We start from the raw sequence: 3,994 nt of genomic DNA on the forward strand, positions 1-3,994 counted from the left end.
CTCCGCCGCGAAGTCCTCGTCGCCGAAGCCGCTCTCCGTGCGGCGGAAGGCGACGACGTCCGCACCGCCGCCCAGGCGAGCCTTGACGAGAGCCGCGAGGCGCTCGCCGCGCTTGAAGCAGAGTCGCTCCGCTAGCAGGAGTTCCCTCTCCCATTGGGAGAGGGTGGATGAGCGCCCGGCAAGCCTAGCGGCCGGCTGCGCAAAGGGTGAGGGGCGCGCCTTCGCCAGGTCCCGCACGATCCGACCCTCATCCGGCCCTTCGGGCCACCTTCTCCCAATGGGAGAAGGAGACGGTCAGCGGCGACGAAGTCCCATTTCGATGAGCCACAGGACCCTGATCAGGCTGATGAAACAGCCTGTCGATCAGCCGTACATCACCGTCGCTTCGCGCACTCGTATGATGCGGCGAGGTCTTTCACATCGTCAGACCTCGCACCCCGCATCCGGACGCATCGGACGCTTCGGACGGTGTTTTTCGCAGGGCGCTGCCTGTCGCTCTGTCGCTGTGTCGCTCTGCTCAGAGCGACAGCGTCATAGGCGCAGCCGCTTCATCCCCTTTGGCGCGACCTTGCCGGCCTGGGCGCGCTTGCCGAGCCAGTCCTTCCAGTCGGGCCACTGGCGGGTTCGACCGCCGCCGTCGGGCCAGGTCGGGCCGGCCTCGCCGTCGAAGACCATGGCGTCGCTGATCCCCTTCTTGTCCGAGGTCAGCTTCACGCCCTTGCCGCGCGGCATTTCCGGCAGTTCGGCCAGCGGGAAGACCAGCGCCTTGCCGGACTTGCCCAGCACCGCGACGTGGTCGCCCTCGGCGGGCGCGCAGACCAGCGCCGTGCCGTTCAGGACCTGCTTGCCGGCCCGGCGGCTCGACAGGGCCTCCTCTTCCGGCAGGATGAAACCATAGCCCTCGGCCGAGGCCATCAGCAGCTTGCGGCCCGGCTTGTGCGCCATCACAGCCACCAGCTGGGCCCCCTCCTCCAGGTCAAGCATCAGCCTGAGCGGCTCGCCATGGCCACGGCCCGACGGAAGCTTGTCGCAGCCGAGCGCGAAGGCCCGCCCGTCCGAAGCGAAGATCAGGAGCTTGTCCGTCGTCTCGGCGGGAACCAGCCAGGCCAGCTTGTCGCCTTCCTTGAACTTAAGCTCCGACGGATCCTCGACCTTGCCCTTGGCCGCGCGGATCCAGCCGCGCTCGGACAGCACGACCGTGATCGGCTCGCGCACCACGAAGGCGTCGACCGGCGGCGCCGCGATCGCGTCCGGCGCTTCAGAGAAGGAGGACCGGCCCTTTACGCCGCTCGGCCGCTCGGCGTCGCCGCGGTCGGCCTCGGCCAGGGTCTTTCGGACATCCTTCAGGCCGGTGGCGACCAGCTTCCACTGCTTCTTGTCGGACTCCAGCAGGGCGGTGATGCCGGCGCGCTCTTCCATCAGCTCGGCGTGCTCGCGCTTGATGGTCATCTCCTCCAGCCGCGCCAGGTTGCGCAGTCGGGTGTCGAGGATAAAGTCGGCCTGGGTCTCGCTGAGCGCAAAGCGCGCGATCAGCTCGGCCTTGGGGTGCTCGGCCTCGCGAACGATGCGGATCACCTCGTCCAGGTTCAGGAAGGCGACCAGCAGGCCTTCCAGCAGGTGCAGGCGGCGCTCGATCTTCTCCAGCCGGTGCCGGGCCCGGCGCACCAGCACCTCGCGCCGGTGATCGAGGAAGGCCTGCAGGCACGCCTTCAGCCCCATGACGCGCGGCGCACCCGAGGCGTCCAGCACGTTCATGTTGATCGAGAAGCGCGTCTCCAGGTCGGACAGCCGGAACAGGCTCTCCATCAGGTGCTCCGGCTCGACCGTCCGGCTCTTGGGTTCGAGGATGACGCGGATGTCCTCGGCGGACTCGTCGCGCACGTCGGCCAGCAGCGGCGCCTTCTTGGTCTCGATCAGCTCGGCCAGCTGCTCGATCAGGCGGCTCTTCTGGACCTGATACGGGATCTCGGTGATCAGGATCTGCCACTGGCCGCGATCCAGGTTCACCTTCTTCCAGCGCGCCCGCAGCCGCACCGCGCCCCGGCCGGTGTCATAGGCCTCCAGCAGCGAGGCCGCCTTCTCGACGATGACCCCGCCGGTCGGGAAGTCCGGCCCCGGCACCTGCGCCATCAGGGCTTCGGTCGAGACGTGCGGGTCGTCCAGCAGCACCAGGCAGGCGTCGATCAGCTCCAGCGCGTTATGCGGCGGGATCGAGGTCGCCATGCCGACGGCGATGCCGGCCGCGCCATTGGCCAGCAGGTTGGGGAAGCCCGACGGAACGACGATCGGCTCCTCGTCCTCGCCGTCATAGGTCGGGCGGAAGTCGACGACCGCCTCGTCGATGCCGTCCATCAGGAGCGCGGCCGCCTCGGTCAGCCGGCACTCGGTGTAGCGCATGGCCGCGGCGCTATCGCCGTCGATGTTGCCGAAGTTCCCTTGGCCGTCGATCAGCGGATAGCGCTGGGCGAAGTCCTGGGCGAGACGCACCAGCGCGTCATAGATCGACTGGTCGCCGTGGGGGTGGAAGCCGCCCATCACCTCGCCGACCACCTTGGCGCACTTCTTGGCCGCCGTTTCCGGGTTCAGCCGCATCCGGTGCATGGCGTAGAGCAGTCGGCGGTGAACGGGCTTCAGCCCATCGCGCACGTCCGGCAGGGCCCGGTGCATGATGGTCGAGAGCGCATAGGCGAGATACCGCCGCGACAGCGCTTCCGAGAGCGGCTCGTCGACAATGCGGCCGCCGTCGTCGGGCGGGGGCGTATGAAGGGTCATCCTGTCCTTCTAGACGAGTCGGGGCCGGGTCGCGCTAGAGCATCCTCGCATCGCTCAACTGGTCCACAAGCCTCAGGCGGGGCGTGGGCAGCGGCTTGTTGAGCGGGTGGAAGACGAACATCTCCAGGAAATGCCCGGTCAGGGCGAAGCCTGCGCCGACGTCGCCCGGCTGGAGCCTCTGCTGCGAGCCCAGCAGGAAAGGCGGGAGCGTCAGCATCCTGTCGGCATAGGGCCGGCCGGCCTCAGCGGAGACCGCGCGGCCCGTCTTCGGGCTGACCCAGATCAAGTCGTCCGTCGAGCCCGTCGCCGCGCACTTGGACAGGTCCAGCCCGAAGCCCAGGTCATCCAGCAGGCCCAGCTCGAACCGCACGAACACCGCGGGCCAGATCTCCGGATGGACCAGGGCCTCGCAAAGGGCCTCAAGCGCCAGATAGGCCCCGGGATGCGGCTCGCGCTCGTGCAGCGCGCCCTGCGCCACCGAGGCCGCCGCCGCCAGGCCCGCCAGGGCCAGCCGGTCGTCGAACAGGGCGGCCGCCCCCTCCCCCACCGGCTCCATCCGCACGGAGCCCAGGTGCTCGCTGGTCCGCGCGCGATAGTCGGCCAACACTCGCGCGCCCGGCTGAAGGAAGGGCTTCATCTTGCGCGACGCCCCGCCGACCACGAAGGCCAGCACCCGGCCATGACTACGGGTCAGCAGGTCAACGATCGCGCCCGTCTCGCCATGCGCCCGCGCGGCGAGCACGAAGGCGTCGTCCTGAAACTCCACTAGTCGGCGGCCTCGAACTCGCGGATGCGCGTGGTGAAGTCCCGGGCTAGGTCGTTCGGGATGGGGAAGGTCAGGGCGTACTGCCCGATCCGCCACCCCTCCTCCGTCAGCACCAGGACACCGGTGCCCCGCGCCGTGCCATAGGCCGCATTGTCCAGCACTTCGTCGAACCAGACCACGCACCGGCAGGGATGCGGGGACAGGGTCAGGTTCCGCTCCCGCGGCGTGTAGGTCCACCCGCGGCCCTGCTCGAAATAGGGTCGGGCGAACGCCTCGAAAGCATAGACGCTCCAGCGCTCCGTCACGTCGGTGCCAAGGTAGGTGGCGTTCTCGGTGAACAGGCTGAACAGGGCGTCGCCGTCCGCCGCGCTCTCGGCGGCGTGCATGGCGTCCAGTACGGCGGAGGCGGCGGTCTCCTCGGGCTCCTCAGACAGGGCCGGCGTCCCCCAGGCGAGA

3 protein-coding genes are annotated in these 3,994 nt (G+C 69.2%); all 3 read right to left on the reverse strand.

The genetic code is table 11. The features are described 5' to 3' along the window. Positions 1 to 531 precede the first annotated feature (531 nt). From parC to Q0M60_RS05720, 3 genes are read right to left on the reverse strand one after another with little or no spacing between them, the layout of a single operon-like run. Complete coding sequence (parC, locus tag Q0M60_RS05710; protein WP_296817090.1) at positions 532 to 2,772, reverse strand: DNA topoisomerase IV subunit A; 2,241 nt, start codon at positions 2,770 to 2,772, stop codon at positions 532 to 534. A 34-nt stretch (positions 2,773 to 2,806) separates the two neighbouring features. Next, positions 2,807 to 3,538 (reverse strand): DNA repair protein RecO, encoded by a 732-nt coding sequence (recO, locus tag Q0M60_RS05715; protein ID WP_296817091.1) that lies wholly within the window; start codon positions 3,536 to 3,538, stop codon positions 2,807 to 2,809. Further along, the gene (locus Q0M60_RS05720; RefSeq protein ID WP_296817093.1) at positions 3,538 to 3,972 is read right to left on the reverse strand and encodes a nuclear transport factor 2 family protein; all 435 of its coding nucleotides are present in this window, start codon (positions 3,970 to 3,972) and stop codon (positions 3,538 to 3,540) included. The genes recO and Q0M60_RS05720 overlap by 1 nt, the downstream gene beginning before the upstream one ends. Positions 3,973 to 3,994 lie beyond the last annotated feature (22 nt).

The organism is Brevundimonas sp., from assembly GCF_024711105.1.
In the GTDB taxonomy this organism is placed as follows: domain Bacteria; phylum Pseudomonadota; class Alphaproteobacteria; order Caulobacterales; family Caulobacteraceae; genus Brevundimonas.

What these genes read in the sequence shown, in the direction of transcription:
- parC (WP_296817090.1), bottom strand. Translation starts at nt 2,772, where the DNA reads ATGACCCTTCATACGCCCCCGCCCGACGACGGCGGCCGCATTGTCGAC.